We start from the raw sequence: 18,011 nt of genomic DNA on the forward strand, positions 1-18,011 counted from the left end.
TGTCAGGCCCGGATCACCTGACGCCCAGCACCTGCTCGATCGGGTTGAGCAGGAAGTAGACCAGGAAGCAGAGCCCGACCGCGTTCAGCAGCCACGGGATCTCCTTGAAGCGGCCGGTCGCCGTCCGCAGCAGGATGAAGGCCAGTACGCCGATGCCGATGCCGTTGGTGATGCTGTAGGTGAACGGCATCGAGACGATCGTCAGGAACGCCGGGATGCCGACGGTGAAGTCGCCCCAGTCGATGTCCCTGACGTTCGAGGCCGTGATCAGGAAGCCGACGACCAGCAGCGCGGGCGTCGCGGCCTGGGAGGGCACGACGGTCGCCAGCGGCGTGAAGATCAGCGCGAGCAGGAACAGCCCGCCGGTCACCAGGTTCGCCAGGCCCGTGCGGGCACCCTCGCCGACACCGGCGGTGGACTCCACGAAGCAGGTGTTCGCAGAGGCGGAGCCGAAGCCGCCGCCCGCGACCGCGATGCCGTCCACCATCAGGATGCGGCCCATGTTCGGCAGGTTGCCGGTCTCGTTGTCCAGCAGCCCGGCCTCCTCGCCGACGCCGATGATGGTGCCCATCGCATCGAAGAAGCCGGACAGCAGCACGGTGAAGACGAAGAGGCAGCCGGTCAGCACGCCGACTTCCTTGAAGCCGCCGAAGAGGCTGATGTGGCCGATCAGTCCGAAGTCGGGCGCGCCGACGATCTTGTCCGGGACGTTCGGGACGGCCAGCCCCCAGGACGCGTCCGGAATCGTGGCCACCGCGTTGATGACGATCGCGACGACGGCCATGGTGACCATCCCGATCAGGATCGCGCCCTTGGTCTTGCGCACGGTCAGCACGAACATCAGCGCCAGGCCGAGGACGAACACCAGCACCGGCCAGCCCTTGAGCTGACCGCCCTGGCCCAGGCCCATCGGGACGGTGGTGTGCGCGGCGTCCGGATTGCGGGACACGAAGCCCGCGTCGACCAGCCCGACCAGCGAGATGAACAGGCCGATACCGATCGCGATGGCCCGCCGCAGCCCGTTGGGGATCGCGTCCATCACCCGCTGCCGAAGCCCCGAGGCGACCAGGATCATCAGCACCAGACCGGCGAGCACCACCATGCCCATCGCGTCCGGCCAGCTCATCTTGGGCGCGAGCTGGAGCGAGACGACGGCGTTGATGCCGAGGCCGGCGGCGATGGCGATCGGGACGTTGCCCATCACGCCCATCAGGATCGTGCCGAGGCCCGCCATCAGGGCGGTGGCGGTGACCAGCTGTCCGTTGTTGAGGTGGTGCCCGAACTTGTCGACGCCGGCGCCGAGGATGATCGGGTTCAGCACGATGATGTAGGCCATCGCGAAGAACGTGGCCAGGCCGCCGCGGAGTTCGCGGCCGACGGTCGACCCCCGCTCGGAGATCTTGAAAAAGCGGTCCAGCCCGCTCGTCGGCGGGTGCGGACCAGGGCTGTTCAGGGTGTCGACCGGCGTGTGGGTCGAGGGCGACATGCGGGACCTCAGTCGTACGGGCCGGGGCGGGCGCGCGGGCCCGAGGGCCGGGAACACGCACAGACGGCGATCAGAAACCAGTGAACTGGATCAGCTTGGAGGGATCAGATTGGAGGAATCAACGATCCGAACCGGTCAGTTCCAGAAAGGTTCAGTATGAATAAACAACACGTTGATCGCTATCTCCGCGCGTAGACACCGCACGCGCAGGCCGGGCAGGCAGGGGCCACCCTCCGGAACGACCCCCGTAAGCTGAGCCCCATGTGGAAGAAGTCCGAACTCCGCGAGGCCCCGGCACCCCTCGAAGGTCCCGTCGTCGGCACGATCACCGGCGGCACCGTCGTCTGGTTCGTGCTCTTCCTCGGCCAGTTGCCCTTCTACAGCTGGTACGCCGACCACGGCCACACCTGGTTCCTGTGGACCTGCCTGGCCGGCGGCGGGCTCGGCCTGCTGGGCGTCTGGTACGTCCGCAAGCGGGACGCGGCGATCAAGCGCGCCGCGGCGGCGGCAGCACCGACCGCCGGCTGACCGCACCCCCGCCCCCGGGGGGTGTAGCTCCACTCACCACCCAGCGGGTGAATCGGTCATTACGCACGTAACGTCTAGGTCATGACAGACCGGGCGAAGACCGAAGTCGAGGAACCCGAGCGCGGCGGACCCGCCGGCGGCAGCGGCGGGGTGCCGGCCCCCCGCGGGCTGAGCGCCGCGGAGGTCGCCGAGCGGGTGGCCAGGGGCGAGGTCAACGACGTTCCCGTCCGCTCCTCCCGCTCGACCGCGGACATCGTCCGCTCCAACGTCTTCACGCGGTTCAACGCCATCATCGGCGTGCTCTTCGCGATCATCCTGGTCATCGGCCCGCTCCAGGACGGCCTGTTCGGCTTCGTCATCGTCGCCAACACCGGCATCGGCATCATCCAGGAGCTGCGCGCCAAGAAGACCCTGGACAGCCTGGCGCTGATCGGCGAGGCCCGGCCGACGGTGCGCCGCGACGGGGTCGCCGCCGAGATCCCCACCTCCGAGGTCGTCCTCGACGACGTCATCGAACTCGGCCCCGGCGACAAGGTCATCGTCGACGGCGAGGTGCTGGAGAGCGACAGCCTGGAGATCGACGAGTCACTGCTGACCGGCGAGGCGGACCCGGTGGTCAAGAAGCCGGGCGAGCCGGTGATGTCCGGCAGCTTCGTCGTCGCGGGCGGCGGCGCGTTCACCGCGACCAAGGTCGGCCGGGAGGCGTACGCGGCCCAGCTCGCCGAGGAGGCCAGCCGGTTCACGCTGGTCCACTCCGAGCTGCGGACCGGCATCAGCCAGATCCTCAAGTACGTGACCTGGATGATGGTCCCGACCGCGCTCGGCCTCATCCTCAGCCATCTGCTCACCCTGGGACTGCCCGGCGACGAGGCGGTCCGCCGGATGGTCGCCGGGATCGTGCCGATGATTCCCGAGGGACTGGTGCTGCTGACCTCCGTCGCGTTCGCGATCGGCGTCATCCGGCTCGGCCGTCAGCAGTGCCTGGTCCAGGAACTGCCGGCCATCGAGGGGCTGGCGCGGGTCGACGTCGTCTGCCTGGACAAGACCGGCACGCTGACCGAGGGCGGGATGGACGTCAGCGAGCTGCGCCCGCTGGACGGCCGCGACCCCGTCGACATCCAGCAGGTGCTGGGCGCGTTCGGCGCCTCCGAACCCCGCCCCAACGCCTCCCTCCAGGCCATCATCGACGCCTACCCGCCCCTGGACTCCTGGCGCTGCACCGGCACGCTCCCGTTCTCCTCCGCCCGGAAGTACAGCGGCGCGGCCTTCGACGAACCCGGCGGCGCGCGGTCGGCCTGGCTGCTCGGCGCCCCCGACGTCCTCCTTCCCGAAGGCGACCGGCTGCTGCCCGAGATCGACGGCCTCAACGCCCAGGGGCTGCGGGTCCTCCTGCTGGCCCGCGCGAACCGGCCGCTGGACCACCCCGACGTCGCCCGCGACGTGGACCCCGCCGCGCTGGTCGTCCTGGAACAGCGGCTGCGCCCGGACGCCCCCGACACCCTCCGCTACTTCGCGGAGCAGGGCGTCCACGCCAAGGTCATCTCCGGTGACAACGCGGTCTCGGTGGGCGCGGTGGCCGCGAAACTGGGCCTGCCCGGCGCCGGTTCGCCGGTGGACGCCCGCAAGCTCCCCCACGACGACCCGGACGCGATGGCCACGGCCGTGGAGGAGGGCGCGGTCTTCGGCCGGGTCACCCCTCAGCAGAAGCGGGACATGGTCGCCGTCCTCCAGTCGCGCGGCCACAACGTCGCGATGACCGGCGACGGCGTCAACGACGTCCTCGCCCTCAAGGACGCGGACATCGGCGTCTCCATGGGCTCCGGCTCCGAGGCGACCCGTGCGGTGGCCCAGATCGTGCTGCTCGACAACAGCTTCGCCACGCTCCCCTCGGTCGTCGCCGAGGGCCGCCGCGTCATCGGCAACATCACCCGCGTGGCGACCCTCTTCCTGACCAAGACCGTCTACTCGGTGCTGCTCGCCATCCTGGTCGCCTGCGCGCAGATCCCGTACCCGTTCCTGCCGCGCCACCTCACCCTGCTGTCCACCCTGACCATCGGCGTCCCCGCCTTCTTCCTCGCCCTGGCGCCCAACAAGGAGCGCGCCCGCCCGCACTTCGTCCGCCGGGTGATGCGCTACGCCGTCCCGTCCGGCCTCATCGCCGGTATCGCGGCCTTCGGCACATACCTGCTGGCCCGCGTCCACTACACCGGGCCGGACGCCCTCCCCGCGCAGACCAGCGCCGCCACCCTGACGCTCTTCCTCACCGCCCTCTGGGTCCTGGCGATCATCGCCCGCCCGTACACCTGGTGGCGCATCGCCCTGGTCCTCACCATGGGACTGGGCTTCCTGATCGTCCTGGTGACGCCCTGGCTCCAGCGCTTCTTCGAACTGCGGCTGATCGGCACGACGATGCCGTGGGCGGCGGTGGCGATCGCGGCGGTGGCGGCGGTGCTGCTGGAGGCGGTGTGGCGGTGGGTGGGTCGGCGGTTCCCGGCGTAGGCCGGACCGATCCGGCAACCTCCCTACAGCACCTCGGAGTTGACGCAGCGGACAGCCACATCCTGCCGGGCTTCTTTGACTTGTCCGACTCCCCGGGAATCACAAGAACCCCGGAACGGGACGTCCCGGGGTTCTATAGGGCCCGCCTACCGCGGACGCTGCGTCACATACCGATGGTGCGGACCGACACCAGGCCGCCGAGCTCGCCGCCGTGCATCCCGTGGTGGCCGTGGTGACCATGGTGGCCGTGGTGGCCGTGGTGACCGTGGCCGCCGATGCTCGCGGCAAGGCCGTGCCCGGCGATCTCGCCGCCCAGGGTGGCAAGGCCACCGGATATGTTGTCCAGCTCGCTGTCGGAAATCTCAGCGGTGTCGATCTCAGGGGTGAAGCCGTTACGCATTGGCGCTTTTCCCTTCACAATTTCTCGGCTTTTCGGCAGGCCGTCCAACACCCTGGCAGGGTGGCCGTTCTGGCGGCTTGTGCACTGGCTGGATGCAAGCACGCCCAGGGACCCCCAGGCAACGTCCCGCATGATTATTTGCGGCCTCTGAACTGCACCTTCACCATCACGAAACGAATTCCCCCCGCATTGTGCGCAGGCGCCGAGCGGCACACAAAAGACCCGGGAAACAACCAGAAGTTATCCACACCCGGCCCGACGGCCATGTCTGCTTTTTCGGTTCCGAATCCCCAGCGGGCCGACATGACCGGAGATGTCTGGACGCCGTTCACCGACATTCACCGATACCGGCACCCTGATACCTGCACCCGGCTGCCCGGCTACCCCACGGAGGCCGCCGCCAGATATCCCGTACCCGCCTCCGCACCCGCCCAAAGCAGCGCCGCGGCTGCGCTGTACGGGGCGATGCACCGGTACGTCGGGCGGCCGACGCCGGCCAGGTGCGGGGCGAGGCCCTGTCGTCACACTCCGTCGGGCGGACGACGGGAGTGTGACGACAGGACCGGGCGCTTGCCCGCCGGGTCAGTCGAACCAGCGCGCCCGCGCCAGTTCGTCGCCCCGGTCCGGTTCCTCCAGGAGGGCCGCGACCTCGAAGCGGCGCGGCCACTGGCCGGCGGCCCAGGCCAGGCCCGCGGCGACGCCCTCCAGCGTCGCGGCATGCAGGGTGCCGTCCGGGGTCCGGCGCCAGTCCAGCTCGGCGGTGCCGTCCGGCCCGTCGCCGACCAGCAGTTCCTCGTGCTCGACGTAGCCGGCGGGGGTGGCCGGGCCGAGGAGGGCGCGGACCGCCTCCGGGACGTCGTGCCGGACGCCCTCCGAGCGGACCTCGGCGGCGATCGCCTCGCTCAGCCGGCGCACCTGGAACAGCTCGGCCAGTTCGGCGGCCCGCTCCGGGCGGACAGGGAGCAGTGGCAGGCCGGCCGCGAGCGGCATCAGGTCCGGGGCGTCGGCGACCACCGCGTCGGCCGCGTCGACCACCTGGAGCGCACCGTCGACGACCACCCGCAGCTCGTCGGGGAGGGTCACCTGATCGGGGTCGAGGTCGGTCAGCATGCCGTAGAGCGCGTGGAGTTGGGACGTGCCGACGGCCAGTTCCGGGTCGGCGAGGCGGGCCAGGAGCTCGGCGGCGCCGCCGGGCTCGTCGAGCAGGGCGGTGACCGAGGTGCGCACGCCGAGGGCGCGCAGCACCTGGGCGTCGACCTCGCCGGCGTCCGCGGACTCGTACAGCCCGGCCAGCAGCGGGTCCCCGCCCGCCGAGCGCAGACCGGCGGGGCGGCGCCCGTCCAGGACCGGGTGGCCGCGCAGCCACCAGGCGGTGTACGGGCGCACGGACTCCGTGGTGCCGTCGGGGAGCAGGACCCGCACGGGAGCGGTGAGGGCGTCCCGCAGCGGCGGCCGGGAGAGCATGGCGAGGACCTGCGGCCAGGCGTCGTCGTCGACCAGGTCCAGGTCGCGTACCGCGACCAGTTCGGTGACGACCGGCGGCACCGGGGTTTCCGGCAGGGCGTCGAGGATGTCCTCGCACCAGACGTCGACCGCGTCCAGCAGCCCGGCGTCGTCGGGCTCGGCGAAGTCGCCGTCGCGCGGCTCCAGCTCGTCCGGGTCCAGGACGACGTCGGTGGCGCGGACCAGTGCGAAATCGGCCAGCACGCCGACCGCGGTCAGCGGCTGCTCGCCCCAGCGTCGCGCCAACTCCGCGTCGACGGCGGCAAGTTCACCCTCACGGATGACGCGCTCAAATGCGCTGCCCGGGAAGACCAGTTCGCCCGCGGGTGCCGGCTCGCCGTCCTCGTCGGGCAGCGCCAGCGCGGCCAGCCAGGGCTCGTCGCCGGGCCCGAGATTGGCGTCCCGGACCAACCCCAGCACTGTTTCGGCGAGTTCCTCGGCACCCAGGGGCACACCGGTGCCCGCGCCCAGCTCGTCCTCGAAGACGTCGTAGGCGTCCTCGTCGGCGTCGAGCGAGTTCTCCACCGCCGCGCGAACCTGAGGCGTCGTCAGCACAGCGCGCGGCGCCGCGGGGGTGGCGCCCAGCTTCTCCAGGAGGGGGTGCACGGCGTCCGGGTGCGCGACCTTGAGCCCGAGGCGGGCCAGCGTACGGTGCCGGTCCGCGGCGTCCCCGTCGCCGTCCGGGCCGCCGCCGGGCAGCGGAAGCAGCACCTGGCGGGGGCCGATGGTGGTGCGCACGGCGCCGCCGGGGCCCTGGCCCGCGGCGCCCGCCAGCGGCACCGGCAGGCCGCTGAGCCGGTCCGGGTCGGTGCCGGCCAGCGCGTCGTAGAGCCGCCACCACCACTCGGGCGACCGCTCGACGCCGGCGAGCCGGTCGATCATCTCGCCAATCGGCACCCGCACGACGCCCAACGACCGCAGCTCAGGGCGTCGTTCGAGCCCGGCCGGCAGCAGGCTCGGGAAGAGTTCGGCCAGCACCGCGACCGTCGCGGCGCCCGCCCCCTCGACCAACTCGGCGTCCACCGCCCGCAGTACGTACCGCTCCGCGCCGCCGTCGCCCGCGTCCCACTCGCGGTCCACGGGCCCCTCGGCAGCCTCCGCGGGCTCTGCCGGAATCCCGTCCGCCGGCGTTCCGGCGCTCGGCAGGAAGCGCACCCGGGGCAGCAACTCCAGTACCTGCCGCCGCAGTTCGCCGTCCAGGCCGCCCTTGCCCAGCGGCCCCGGCACCAGGTCGAGCGTGCCGACCGACACCGGCCGCCAGTCGCGGAGCAGCGCCGCGTACGCGGCCGCCGCCCGGCCCACCAGGAAGTCCGCCAGCGGGCCCGGCGCGACATGGCGCCGGGTCGGCTCCAGCGGGAACGAGGCGATCAGCAGCGCCGGAAGCCCCAGGGGCTCGTCCGTGGGCGTCGGTGCGTGCACCACCGGCGCCGTCCCCGGCCGCACCGGCGCGCCCGCGTCGTCCACCGGCACCGCCCAGGTCACCGACCAGGCCGGCCGCAGCCGCTCCTCGACCGGGCGGTCCGCCAGCAGCGCCGGGTCCAGCGGCCCGCCGTCGCTCGCCACCCGCCACCGGGTCGCACCGCGCTCACTGTCCTCGATCAGGACGCGGTCAGCTTCCTGACGCCTCGTCAGAACTCGTACGCCCTCCGGCGTCTCGACGACGACCTCGGACAGCCCCGGCAGCGTCAGCAGCAGCGCCGCGTCGATCCCGGCCAGCAGCCGCTCGGCGAGGTCCTGCGCGGCACCGTCGCGCAGCGGCAGCACCACCGCCGTGTCGTACCCCTCGGGCGCGCCGCCCTCCGCGGGCAGCGGCAACCGCAGCAGCGGTACGTGCCCGTCGCGACGGCGCAGCTCACCGCCCAGGCCGGGGCTGTGCGCGGCCACCTGCTGGGTCAGCCCGCGGGCCTCGGCGAGCGACCAGCGGACCCCGCCGGTACGCCCCACCAGCGCCGGTTCGTCACTGACCGACAGCACCGCGGCGAACCCGACGCCGAACCGGCCCACCGCACCGGCCGCCACACTGCTCTCCCGCTTCGCGGAGGCGCGCAGCGTCGACAGCGACTCCACGCCGGTGGCGTCCAGCGGGGCACCGGTGTTGGAGGCGACCAGGGCGGCGGGGGCACCGCCGTTGGCCGCGTGCAGGGTCAGCCGCAGCCTGCCGGGGACGCCCGCGCGGGCCGCCGCGTCCGCCGCGTTCTGCGCCAGCTCCACCGCGAGCCGGTCGCGGTAGCCGCCGAGCGCGAGGTCCTCCTCCGCGTTGGCGTCCTCACGGAACCGGGCCGGCGAGGCGGCCCAGGCGTCCAGCACGCCGCGCCGCAGCCGGGCCGTACCGAACGGGTCGGCCCCTTCCTCCGTGCCTCGCACCCAAGGCGTACCAGCCACGTTTCTCGTCTCCCTCGTCCAAGCGACGTCTGTCCTGACGGTATCGCCCCACGTGGTCGGCTGCGGCGCCGCGGTGGTTGCTCGCCGATGGCGAAGGGGTTGTCGGGCGGGCCCGCCGCTCGCCGGGTGGTGGGTGACGGGGTCGGGCCTCCGGGGGTGGGTTGCCGGACTGCTTCGCTTTACGTCCGGCAACCCACCCCCTCCGGCCCGCCCCCTCCCGCCCGGTGAGGCGGCCCCGACCCGGTGGGGACAAGGGAAAAGCGAGGTACCGGGTGCTCACGCCACGGACGGGGTGCACCCCCACCGGGCCGCTCCCTCATCCCCCACCGAGGCGGGGTCCCGCGTACGTACGGGAGGGGGCGGGGCCGGAGGGGTGGGTGGCGGACGTAAAGCGAAGCAGTCCGCACACCCACCGCGGAGGCCCCGGACCCGTCACCCACCACTCACCAGGGGCCCCGCCTCAAACAACCTTCGCCGACGGCGAGCGACCACCACGGCGCCGCACCCGACAACGTGGGAAGCCAGCCCAAGCGGCAAGCGGCTAGCTGTGGCCAAGCTCCTCCGCCGGCCCCGTGTCCTCCACGGATCCGCCGTCCGGCTCGGGCCGGAGGGCGATCGGCTCGACGACCGTCTCGTCGAGCACCGGCTCCGCCGGCTTCGGCGGCTTCGGCATCACGGCGGCCTCGGAGTGCGCCCCGCAGCCGTACGAGAGGGAGACGACCCGGCCGTCGGCGGGGGCGAACTCGTTGGCGCAGACGCCGAACGCCTGCCGCAGGGAGCCGGCGAGCGGCGTGAGGAAGCCGCAGGTCATGCACGTGGCGGGGGCCGCTTGGGCCATCGGGGTCTTGGGGCCGTACGCCTCTTCCCAGCGGTCCGCGGCGGCGTGCAGGCCGTAGCGGGACAGAACCCGGGCGCGGGCCATGCCCAGCTCCTCGGCGACCGCGGCGATGCTGCCGCGCGCGGGGACGGGCTGGGCCGCCGGCGAGCCGGGGAGGACGTCCGCCTCTTCGGTGTCGGCGATCTCGGCGGCCATGCCCTCGGCGACCGCGGAGTTCGGCGCCGGCTGGTCCTCGCCGCTGTAGCCCGCCTCCAGCCGCAGGTCCTCGGCCTCCGTGGGCAGCAGGTCGCCGGGGCCCATGTCGCCGGGGCGCAGCCGCTCGCTCCAGGGCACCCACTCCGGGGCCTGCAGCGCGTCGGGGCCGGGCAGCAGGACCGACTCGTCCAGGGTGACGATCTTGGCGCGGGAGGCGCGGGCGACGGTGACGGCCCAGCGCCAGCCGCGGTATGACGGCTCCTCGCAGGCGAAGAGGTGGGTGACGACGCGATCTCCGTCGGCGACGGCGTCGATGTGCTCGCCGACCATGCCGGGCATCGCGACCTCCTCGGCCGCCGCACGGGCGAGGTCGACCGCCTCGGCGCACAGGCGGTCAGGGGTACGGCTTCGCATCGCAGCACTCACAAGAATCGATTCTCTCTTCCACGCCGTCTCACGAGCGCGCCAGCCGGAGCTGTCCTGGTCCTGTCCGGACGACCGGCGGGGACCGGGGCGGGCGGAGCGGACCTGGGGACCGCGTCGACGTCCGCGCCCGGCTGGTTCGTTCGGTCGAGCGCACCTCTTGCGTTTCCATTCTGCGGGATCGCAAAGCAATAAGGCACGCGGCCGAAACAGACCGCCGGTGGCGCTCTGCACACGCTACCCCTTCAACGGTGTACGACCCCTCGGCGGGAGCGGCAAATGTCATGGGCAGCGGCTGGCGGACCGTGCGCCCCGCCCGGCGGGTGGGAGGAAGCGCCCTCTCCCGGGCGGGTTGGGGCACTATTGCCGGGTGGCTGCCGTCAGGGCGACGAGGGAGTCGAGGGCCCGCCGGGCGGGCCGGTCGGCCGGGCGTGCGCTGCATCGGCCGTTCACCGGCGCGGCCCGCGGGCTGCGCCGCGCCACCCACGCCCACGGCGCCGGCGAATCGGGGCTGGCCAAGCTGATCGAGCTGCACGCGGTGAACTCCGCGGGCGACATGATGATCACGGTCGCGCTGGCCTCGACGGTGTTCTTCTCGGTGCCGACCCATGAGGCGCGGGGCCGGGTGGCGCTCTACCTGGCGGTCACGCTGGCGCCGTTCGCGCTGCTCGCGCCGGTGGTCGGGCCGCTGCTGGACCGGGTGCCGCACGGCCGCCGGGCGGCGATGGCCGGCTCCATGCTGGCCCGGGCGGTGCTGGCCGTGATGATGTCCGGCGCGGTGGCCGGCGGCGGGCTGGAGCTGTATCCGGCGGCGCTGGGGGTGCTGGTGTCGTCGAAGGCGTACGGGGTGGTGCGCAGCGCCGTGGTGCCGCGGCTGCTGCCGCCGCGGATCTCCCTGGTGAAGGCCAATTCGCGGGTGACGCTGTCGGGGCTGCTGGCCACGGGAGCGGCGGCGCCGATCGGGGCCGGGCTGGAGCTGATCGGGCCGAGCTGGCCGCTGTACGGGGCGTTCGCGGTGTTCGTGGGCGGAACGTTCCTGTCGTTCTCGCTGCCGCACAAGGTCGATTCCGGGAAGGGCGAGACCCGGGCCCGGCTGGCCTCCCGGGACGCCGCGGCGGGCCCCGTGCGCGGCCCCCGGCCCAAGCCGGGTCTGCGGACGGTCGGCCCGTCGGTGCTGCACGGCCTCCAGGCCAACGCCGCGCTCCGTTCGCTCTCCGGTTTCCTGACCTTCTTCCTGGCCTTCCTGCTGCGCGAGCACCCGCTGGGCGGCCTCGACGCGGCGGTCTCGCTGGGGCTGGTCGCGGTGGCCGCCGGCACCGGCAACGCCCTGGGCACGGCGCTCGGCGCCTGGCTCAAGGCGCGTGCCCCGGAGGCGATCGTCGCGTCGATGCTGGGGCTGGCGCTGGGCGCCATGGTCGTCGCGGCGCTCTTCTACGCGGTGCTGGCGATCGTCGTGGTGACCGCGGCGGCGGCCACCGCGGGGCTGTGCCAGGCGCTGGCGAAGCTGTCGCTGGACGCGATGATCCAGCGCGATGTCCCGGAGGCGGTACGGACCTCCGCGTTCGCCCGGTCAGAGACCGTGCTCCAGATGTCCTGGGTGGTGGGCGGCGCGATCGGGATCTCGCTGCCGCTGTTCGGGATGCTGGGCATGACGGTGGCCGCGGGCCTGGTGGGGCTGGGTGCCGCACTGGCCGTACGGGGGCTGCTGGGCGCGGCCCGGCGGGGCGGCCGGGCGGCACCGCGGGTGGTGTGAGGCGCCCCGCCCGGCGCCCCGTGTGGCGGGCGCGGGTGCGGCGCGCCGCACCCGCGCGTGGCGCGCGCGGGGGCGCCCGATAGCCTGCCCGTATGACCGCTGCGTTGATCTCCCGGGGCAAGGGCCGCCGCGCCGCCGCCGCCCTCGGTGCCGTGTCCCTGGGCCTGCTCACCCTCTCCGCCTGCCAGCAGCCGACATCGCTGGCGACCGTGACCGTCGGTTCGACGACGGTGAAGGCCGAGGTGACCCCCGGCTGCGACGGCAACGGCAAGGTCCTCGACAAGCAGGCCCTCCAGGACTGCATCACCAAGAAGGGCACCGAGACCATCACGGTGCACCCGGGCGAGAAGGTCGGCGTCGGCGTCGACCCGAAGGTCGCCAAGGCCGGTTGGTTCGTGATCGGCGGGCAGCCCATCATGCGCGCGCCCAGCACGGAGACGTACCGCACCTTCGACGCGGACGACCTCTTCAAGCAGACCAACCCGCAGACCGGCCAGACCGGCTACCTCGACGAGGTCACGCTGATGGTCGCCCAGGTCGGCCCCGGCCAGGGCCCCACCGCCATCTGGCACTTCAACCTGAAGAACAAGGACTGAGCGCGCTGACCGTGGACCGGCGGCCCGTGGCGGGGACCGCCTGATGCGGGTGCTGGTCGTCACCGCGGTGGCCGCCGAACGCGACGCGGTGTGCGGCGCCGGGGAGGCGTACGGGTCCCGGACGCTGCCCGGCGGCTACGAGCTGCGCCGCGCGCCCGGCGGTTCGCCGGCCCCGGACGTGCTGGCCGCCGGCGTCGGCCCGGCCGCCGCGTCCGCCGGTACGGCCACCGCGCTGACCGCCGCCGCACTCGCCGGCGAGCCGTACGGGCTGGTGGTCTCGGCGGGCATCGGCGGCGGGTTCGCACCCGCCGCGCCGCTGGGCTCGGTGGTGGTCGCGGACGCGATCGTCGCCGCCGACCTGGGCGCCGAGACCCCCGACGGCTTCGTCCCGGTCACCGAACTCGGCTTCGGGACCGTGGCGCACCGGCCCGACCCGGCGCTGGTCCGGGCCGTCGCGGCGGCGGCCGGCGCAGCGGCCGGCCCCGTCGTCACGGTCTCCACGGTCACCGGCAGCGCCGCCCGCGCCGCCGAGCTGGCGGCCCGTCACCCGGGGGTGCTGGCCGAGGCGATGGAGGGGTTCGGCGTCGCCGAGGCCGCCGCCGCGCACGGCCTGCCCGTGCTGGAGATCCGTACGGTCTCCAACGCCGTCGGCCCCCGCGACCGCGCCGCCTGGCGGATCGGTCCCGCGCTCGCCGCGCTGACCGGCGCCTTCCGTACGTTCCCCGACGCCCTGACGGCCGCCGCCGGACCGGCGCCGGGGACGGCTCCGTCCCCGAGGAGGACCCCGTGACCCGGCCGCTGAACATCGCCTACTCGCCGTGCCCGAACGACACCTTCGTGTTCGACGCCCTGGCGCACGGCCGGGTCCCGGACGCGCCGGAGCTGGCGGTCACCTTCGCCGACATCGACCTCACCAACGGCATGGCCGAGCGCGGTGAGTTCGACGTGCTGAAGGTGTCGTACGCGGTGCTGCCGTGGGTGCTCGACGACTATGCGCTGCTGCCCTGCGGTGGGGCGCTGGGGCGCGGCTGCGGCCCCCTGGTGCTGACCCGCGAGCCGGGGACGGCGGCGGATCTGGCGGGCAAGACGGTGGCGGTGCCCAGCGAGCGGTCGACGGCGTATCTGCTGTTCCGGCTGTGGGTCGCCGCCGAGGTGCCGGGCGGGGTCGGCGAGGTCGTGGTGCTGCCGTTCCACGAGATCATGCCGGCCGTCCGGGACGGCAGGGTCGACGCCGGACTGGTCATCCACGAAGCCCGGTTCACGTACCAGGACTACGGGCTGAGCTGCCTCGCCGACATGGGCGAGCACTGGGAGCACACCACCGGTCTGCCGATCCCGCTCGGCGCGATCATCGCCAAGCGCTCGCTGGGCGAGCCGGCGCTGCGCAGGCTGGCGGCGGCGATCCGCTCGTCCGTCCTGATGGCCTGGGACGACCCGGAAGCCTCCCGTCCCTACGTGCTGGAGCACGCCCAGGAGATGGACCCGAAGGTCACCGACCAGCACATCGGGCTGTACGTCAACGAATTCACCGCCGACCTCGGCGAGGACGGCTATGCCGCGGTGCGCGGGCTGCTCACCCGCGCCGCGGCCGAGGGGCTGGTGCCGCCCCTCGGCCGCGATGCGCTGAACTTCGTGTGAGCCGGCGGGCGCCGGCCCGGACGTCAGACGTCGAGCTGGTCGGCGACCGCCCGCAGCATGCCGGCGATCTTGCCGCCGTGCGCCTTGTCGGGGTAGCGCCCGCGCTCCAGCTGCTGGGTGACGTTCTCCAGGAGAGTGGTGAGGTCCTGGACGATCGAGGCGAGTTCGTCGGGCTTGCGGCGCTGCGCCGCGGCGACCGAGGGAGCGGGGTCGAGGAGGGTCACGCTGAGCGCCTGGTCGCCCCGCTGGCCTGCGACGACACCGAATTCGACACGTTGCCCGGGCTTGAGTGCGGCCACGCCGTCGGGCAGCACCGACGAATGTACGAAGACGTCACCGCCGTCATCGCGGGAGAGAAAGCCGAAGCCCTTCTCACTGTTGAACCACTTGACCTTGCCGGTAGGCACGTCTGTCCTCGTCCTCGTACTCGTCGGAAAATTCTGGGCTGGGCTCACTTGCGTCACTGCGGAAAAATGCGCAAGCGAAAATTGGTCTGGATAGCACTGCAGCGGGCCACAGGACCCGCCACCACAAGGCTAATGGTCCGCTGGCCGGTGACAAGACGTCGCCAGGGGGATCCGCAGCGCTTCTGGCCCGGACTTACCCTGGTCAGGTGTCTGACGAAACTCCCCAGGCCGGGGATCTGCTGGTCCGAATCGGCGCGATCGTGTTCCTAGTTGGCGCAGTGGCCACTCTCGCCACCGTGATGCCGCTGTTCCTCGGTACGCACCCGCTGCCGTGGGTCTTCTACTGGGTGTCCATGCTGATGGGCGCCGGTTTCCTGATCGCCGGTGCCGGAGTGGTCCGCTCCGTCGCCGCGCAGCGGCGTCAGGCGGAGGCGGCGGCCCCGTCCGCGCCCGCCGCGCCACCCGCCACGTAACGATCCAGCCACGACGGGAAGTCCGTCAGGTCGGCGAGCAGCACCTCGGCGCCGGCCGCCCGCAACTCGTCGATGCCGCACGGCCCGGTGGCGACCGCGACGGACAGCGCGCCCGCGGTGCGCGCCCCGCGCACGTCCCCGGTGTGGTCGCCGACGTACACCCGCGCACCGTGCTCGCGCAGCGCCTCGGCCTTGGCCTCCGCCCACAGCGAGCCGATCACCGCGTCCGCGGCGATACCCAGGTGGGCGAGATGCAGCTTGGCGTTCGGCTCGTACTTGGCGGTGACGACGACGGCCCGGCCGCCGGCCGCGTGCACCGCGTCGACCGCCTCCCGGGCGCCGGGCATCGCGAGCGTCCCCGTGATGGCGTGCTCCGGGTACAGCTCCCGGTAGATCCCGCTGATCTCCGCCACCCGCTCCTCGGGGAACCACCGGCGGATCTCCTCCTCCAGGGGCGGCCCGAGCCGGGTCACCGCGGCGTCGGCGTCGACGTAGGTGCCGGTCCGGGCGGACAGCGCCTGGTAGGCGGCCTTGATGCCGGGCCGGGAGTCGATCAGCGTCATGTCGAGGTCGAAGCCGACCGTGAGGGGGTGCGCAGCCATGCCGGCCATTGTGCCCGCAGCCGTCACCCACCGGGACGTAGGGTTAGCCTTGCCTTACCTGACCTCCGGCCGCCGGCCGGCCGACCGACGCCGCCGGGCGGCACCGCCCGCCCCCGTGCGAAAGGGACCCCGAGCCAGTGAAGCCATGCCGGTGAAGCCGAAGCCCCGGATGCGGAGCCGACGGCTGGTCCTGACCGCGCTGGCGGTGCTGGCGCTGCTGCTGGCGGTGCTCTTCTCGCTGGCGGTCGGCAGCCGCGCGTTCGCGCCGTCCGAGGTCGTCGCGGCGCTGTTCCACGGCGGCGGCGGCGATGCCGTGCAGGTCGTGCGGTTCCTGCGGCTGCCGCGCACCCTGATCGGCCTGATGGTCGGCGCCGCGCTCGCCCTGGCCGGCACGGTGATGCAGGGCCTGACCCGCAACCCGATCGCCGACCCCGGCATCCTGGGCATCAGCCAGGGCGCCTCGGCCGCGGTGGTGGCCGCCATCGCCTTCGCCGGGGTGCACACCCTGACCGGCTACGTCTGGTTCGCGTTCGCCGGCGCGGGCATCGCCTCCGTCGTCGTCTACGGCATCGCCACCCGCGGCCGCGGCGGCGCCACCCCGGTCAAGCTCGCCCTCTCCGGTGCCGCGATCAACGCGCTGCTGGTGTCGGTGTCGATGGCGATCCTCACCACCAAGGCCGCGGCGCTCGACGAGTTCCGGTTCTGGCAGGTCGGTTCGCTCACCGGGCGGGACGCCGCGGTGGCCGCGCAGATCTGGCCGTTCCTGCTGGTCGGCGCGGTGCTGGTGCTGTCCGTGGCACGCGGTCTGGACGCGCTGGCGCTCGGCGAGGACGTTGCCCGGGGGCTGGGCCAGAACGTCGCGACCGTACGGATCGTGGGCGGGCTCGGCGCGACGGTGCTGACCGGCGCGGGGGTCGCGGCGGCCGGCCCGATCGCCTTCGTCGGCCTCGCCGTACCGCATCTCGCCCGCGCGGTCGTGGGCGGCGACCACCGCTGGATGCTCCCGATGGCGGCGCTGCTCGGGCCGGTCATCGTGCTGGTCGCGGACACCGTCGGGCGGATCGTCTTCCCGCCGTCGGAGGTCCCGGCGGGTGTGATGACCGCGCTGATCGGGGTGCCGTTCCTGGTCACCCTCGTACGGCGCAGGGCGGTGGCGGCATGACGGCCCCGGCAGCCACCACGCCCCCGCCGACGTCCGCGGTCCGCCCCGCCGGCCACGTCGTGGTCCGGGCCGGCCGCGCCTCCTTCCTGGTGCACCGCCGCGCGGCCCTGGTGGCCGGTGGGCTGGCCGTGCTCCTGGGGGCGGTCTGCGTCGCCTACCTCTGCGTCGGCGAGAGCTTCGTCGCCCCCTCCGAGGTGCTCAAGGTCCTGCTGGGCGAGCGCTCCTCCCACGACCTGGTCGTCGGCACGCTGCGGCTGCCGCGGATGGCCGTCGGCCTGCTCGCCGGGGCGGCGTTCGGCGTGGCCGGCGCGCTGATCCAGACCGTGGCCCGCAATCCACTCGCCAGCCCGGACATCATCGGCGTCACCCAGGGCGCCGGCGCGCTGACGGTCGGCTCGATGACCTTCGGCATCACCACGTACTCCGTGCTGCCGTACCTGTCCGTGGCGGGCGGCGTGCTGGCGGCCGTCCTGGTCTACGTCTTCGCCTGGCGGGGCGGACTGCACGCCACCCGCTTCGTCCTCATCGGCATCGGCTTCGCGGTCGCGCTCCGCTCGGTCACCCAGCTCTTCCTCACCAAGGGCGACTACCTGGTGGCACAGCAGGCCCAGGTGTGGATGACCGGCTCGCTGAACGGGCGCGGCTGGCCGGAGGCGGCGCCCCTGGGGTGGGCGCTGCTGGCCCTGCTGCCGGCGGTCCTGTGGGCGGCGCGCGCCCAGCGGACCGTCTCCCTGGACGACGACACCGCGACCGCGCTGGGCATCCGGCTGGGCCGCACCCGGCTCGGGCTGGTCGCGGTCGGCGTGGTCCTGGCGTCGATGGCGACGGGCGCGGCGGGCCCGGTCGACTTCGTGGCGCTGCTGGCGCCGCAGATCGCCCGCCGGCTGACAAGGACCGCGCAGATCCCGCTGCTCTGCTCGGCGCTGCTGGGCTCCGTCATCGTCGTAATGGGCGATCTGCTCGCCCGCAAGCTGCTCGCGCCGACCGAACTCCCGGTGGGTGTGCTGACCGCCGCCGTCGGCGCCCCGTATCTGATCTGGCTGATCGTCAGGGGCCATCGGGTCCGTGGCCGTGCCGCAGGAGGAAGAGCGTGACCGAGCGAGTGGGTGCCGGGGAGCGTGCCGCC

General features: G+C 73.4%; 15 protein-coding genes. 9 read left to right on the forward strand and 6 right to left on the reverse strand.

The genetic code is table 11. The annotated features are described in order from the left end of the window. Positions 1-13: 13 nt before the first annotated feature. Positions 14-1,486 (reverse strand): NCS2 family permease, encoded by a 1,473-nt coding sequence (locus tag GR130_RS35695; RefSeq protein ID WP_159508535.1) that lies wholly within the window; start codon positions 1,484-1,486, stop codon positions 14-16. A gap of 261 nt (positions 1,487-1,747) precedes the next feature. Between GR130_RS35695 and GR130_RS35700 the strand changes: the two genes are divergently transcribed. Next, the gene (locus GR130_RS35700) at positions 1,748-2,014 is read left to right on the forward strand and encodes a DUF2530 domain-containing protein (protein WP_159508536.1); all 267 of its coding nucleotides are present in this window, start codon (positions 1,748-1,750) and stop codon (positions 2,012-2,014) included. Between the two features lie 81 nt (positions 2,015-2,095). After that, positions 2,096-4,513 (forward strand): HAD-IC family P-type ATPase, encoded by a 2,418-nt coding sequence (locus tag GR130_RS35705; protein WP_159508537.1) that lies wholly within the window; start codon positions 2,096-2,098, stop codon positions 4,511-4,513. A 163-nt stretch (positions 4,514-4,676) separates the two neighbouring features. Here the strand turns inward: GR130_RS35705 and GR130_RS35710 are convergent, their stop codons facing one another. The 3 genes from GR130_RS35710 to GR130_RS35720 all read right to left on the reverse strand — a co-directional run bounded on the left by GR130_RS35710 (position 4,677) and on the right by GR130_RS35720 (position 10,245). Further along, on the reverse strand, positions 4,677-4,964 hold the full coding sequence (locus GR130_RS35710; protein WP_159508538.1) for a hypothetical protein: 288 nt from the start codon (positions 4,962-4,964) through the stop codon (positions 4,677-4,679). A 531-nt stretch (positions 4,965-5,495) separates the two neighbouring features. Continuing rightward, on the reverse strand, positions 5,496-8,798 hold the full coding sequence (locus GR130_RS35715) for a sacsin N-terminal ATP-binding-like domain-containing protein (RefSeq protein ID WP_443043723.1): 3,303 nt from the start codon (positions 8,796-8,798) through the stop codon (positions 5,496-5,498). A gap of 541 nt (positions 8,799-9,339) precedes the next feature. Further along, positions 9,340-10,245 (reverse strand): DUF3027 domain-containing protein, encoded by a 906-nt coding sequence (locus GR130_RS35720; protein ID WP_159508539.1) that lies wholly within the window; start codon positions 10,243-10,245, stop codon positions 9,340-9,342. Positions 10,246-10,624: 379 nt separating this feature from the next. On the opposite strand from GR130_RS35720, the gene GR130_RS35725 reads away from it, so the two are divergent. The 4 genes from GR130_RS35725 to GR130_RS35740 all read left to right on the forward strand — a co-directional run bounded on the left by GR130_RS35725 (position 10,625) and on the right by GR130_RS35740 (position 14,241). Continuing rightward, positions 10,625-12,007, forward strand: a complete 1,383-nt coding sequence (locus GR130_RS35725) for an MFS transporter (RefSeq protein ID WP_159508540.1) — start codon at positions 10,625-10,627, stop codon at positions 12,005-12,007. Between the two features lie 92 nt (positions 12,008-12,099). Next, complete coding sequence (locus tag GR130_RS35730) at positions 12,100-12,603, forward strand: hypothetical protein (protein ID WP_159508541.1); 504 nt, start codon at positions 12,100-12,102, stop codon at positions 12,601-12,603. 43 nt (positions 12,604-12,646) lie between these two features. Further along, positions 12,647-13,393, forward strand: coding sequence for a futalosine hydrolase (locus GR130_RS35735; RefSeq protein WP_159508542.1), 747 nt, complete (start codon positions 12,647-12,649; stop codon positions 13,391-13,393). Beyond that, positions 13,390-14,241: a 1,4-dihydroxy-6-naphthoate synthase gene (locus GR130_RS35740; RefSeq protein WP_159508543.1), complete on the forward strand. Its 852-nt coding sequence runs from the start codon at positions 13,390-13,392 to the stop codon at positions 14,239-14,241. The genes GR130_RS35735 and GR130_RS35740 overlap by 4 nt, the downstream gene beginning before the upstream one ends. Positions 14,242-14,264: 23 nt before the next feature. On the opposite strand, the gene GR130_RS41715 is transcribed toward GR130_RS35740, so the two are convergent. Beyond that, positions 14,265-14,648, reverse strand: coding sequence for a cold-shock protein (locus tag GR130_RS41715; protein WP_159508544.1), 384 nt, complete (start codon positions 14,646-14,648; stop codon positions 14,265-14,267). Positions 14,649-14,854: 206 nt separating this feature from the next. On the opposite strand from GR130_RS41715, the gene GR130_RS35750 reads away from it, so the two are divergent. Then, a complete protein-coding gene (locus GR130_RS35750; RefSeq protein ID WP_159508545.1) occupies positions 14,855-15,121 on the forward strand; it encodes a hypothetical protein in 267 nt (88 codons plus the stop codon). On the opposite strand, the gene GR130_RS35755 is transcribed toward GR130_RS35750, so the two are convergent. After that, complete coding sequence (locus GR130_RS35755; protein WP_159508546.1) at positions 15,070-15,723, reverse strand: HAD family hydrolase; 654 nt, start codon at positions 15,721-15,723, stop codon at positions 15,070-15,072. The genes GR130_RS35750 and GR130_RS35755 overlap by 52 nt on opposite strands. Positions 15,724-15,868: 145 nt before the next feature. On the opposite strand from GR130_RS35755, the gene GR130_RS35760 reads away from it, so the two are divergent. Further along, positions 15,869-16,885 (forward strand): FecCD family ABC transporter permease, encoded by a 1,017-nt coding sequence (locus tag GR130_RS35760; RefSeq protein WP_159508547.1) that lies wholly within the window; start codon positions 15,869-15,871, stop codon positions 16,883-16,885. Further along, positions 16,882-17,979, forward strand: a complete 1,098-nt coding sequence (locus GR130_RS35765) for a FecCD family ABC transporter permease (RefSeq protein ID WP_159508548.1) — start codon at positions 16,882-16,884, stop codon at positions 17,977-17,979. Before GR130_RS35760 ends, GR130_RS35765 begins: the two co-directional genes overlap by 4 nt. The last annotated feature ends 32 nt before the right edge of the window (positions 17,980-18,011 follow it).

Origin of the sequence: Streptomyces sp. GS7 (assembly GCF_009834125.1) — a bacterium.
Lineage (GTDB): Bacteria > Actinomycetota > Actinomycetes > Streptomycetales > Streptomycetaceae > Streptomyces.